General features: G+C 62.7%; 1 protein-coding gene and 1 pseudogene. One reads left to right on the forward strand and one right to left on the reverse strand.

Features of this window, described 5'->3' with window-relative positions; all coding sequences use genetic code 11:
* Positions 1 to 250: 250 nt before the first annotated feature.
* Positions 251 to 982, reverse strand: a complete 732-nt coding sequence (locus QB898_RS13015; protein WP_074896412.1) for an SDR family oxidoreductase — start codon at positions 980 to 982, stop codon at positions 251 to 253.
* A 152-nt stretch (positions 983 to 1134) separates the two neighbouring features.
* Here QB898_RS13015 and QB898_RS13020 point away from each other — a divergent pair.
* Positions 1135 to 1361, forward strand: a pseudogene (locus tag QB898_RS13020) (serine--tRNA ligase); the annotation flags it as partial.

A 1361-nucleotide genomic window follows, 5' to 3' on the forward strand; every position in this document is an offset into this window, starting at 1 on the left:
CGCGCTTTGCCTTTCTGCGCGGCCCCGCCGCCCGCCTGCACCGGGCGCTGGCGCAATTCATGCTCGACGTGCAAACGCAGCAGCACGGCTACACCTTCTGATTTTCGCTTTGCAAAAGCGTGTGGACGCGCTTTCAGGCTGCCTTTGGCGTGGTGGGGCGTTTGTGTGGGCAAAGATGAGTGCTGTTTGGTTTAAAGGCAGCCTGAAAGGAGGGAAATCCGTTTTCAGGCTGCCGTGCGAATGAACGGGGTTATTCGTTGCGCAAAATGCGGTAGGCGGCGGATGGGGCGAGGCGCAGCAGCCATTTGAGCAGGTGTATTTTGCCGATGCAGGTCTCGGCGCGACCGCTTTCAATGGCGCGGACGACTGCATCAGCGACCGCTTCGGGACTGAGCTTGCCGCTGCCGCGTCCGGCGGTCATGCGGGTGTCAACCAGGGGCGGCACGATTTCCTGTACGCGGATGTGTGGCGCGGCGGCTTCCGTTTGGTAGCGCAGGGCGCGGGTGAAGTTGTGCAGTCCTGCCTTGGCAGCGCAGTAAACGGGGGCGCTTTTTTTCGGCGCGAGGGCAAGACCGGTGGTGATGTTGACCACGGCGGCCTGCGGCTGGCTTGCCAGCACGGGCAGCAGCGCGGCGGTCAGGGCAACGGGGGCTTCAAGGTTGACCGCCAGCTCCTGTGCGAGGTTTTGCAGCAGGGCTGCGCGTTCGCCGCCGACAAAATCAAGCGTGCGCTGCACGGCGGCGTTGTTGATTAAAACGGCGGTATCGGGATGTTCGTCGCGCACCCATGCGGCCAGCGCGTCGCGTTCGGCGGGCAGGGATAAATCGCAGCGGCGGAAGGTAATGCCGTCTGGCAGCGGTTCCGGCAGGTGGCGGGCGCAGGTCAGCACGTGTGCGCCGCGACGGTGCAGGGCTTCTGCCAGGGCGGCACCGATGCCGCTGCTGCCGCCGGTAAGAAGGATTTTTTTGTCGGTCAGGTTCATGTGGTTCTCCGTTAAGCGTGGTGGAAGAGCCTGTTTTTCAGGCTGCCTTTGGTTTAGAGCCTTGCAGCTTGGGTCTTGTAGCGATACTCACAAAGTTCTGTACGGCGAAGCGGCGCAACGCTGTATGAAGCTTTCGGTGGATGGCTATAAATGAGTGCTACACGCCCTACATCGTCAATGACCGGGCGCTGCGCGGCACCGGCCAGCTGCCCAAGTTCGAGGCCGACTTGTTCGCCGCCCAAAAAGGCGGGCAAGAAGGCCAGGCCGAGCCGATGTACCTCATTCCCACCGCCGAAGTGCCGCTGACCAACTACGTGCAAGGCGAAATCCTGGCCGAAGCCAGCCTGCCCCTCAAACTCACCGCGCACAGCCCGTGCTT

The sequence above is a fragment of the Ottowia cancrivicina genome (assembly GCF_029813755.1).
Lineage (GTDB): Bacteria > Pseudomonadota > Gammaproteobacteria > Burkholderiales > Burkholderiaceae_C > Ottowia > Ottowia massiliensis.

Bases quoted from the DNA above. Each gene is read 5' to 3' on its own strand.
- QB898_RS13015 (WP_074896412.1), bottom strand. From the start codon at position 982: ATGAACCTGACCGACAAAAAAATCCTTCTTACCGGCGGCAGCAGCGGC.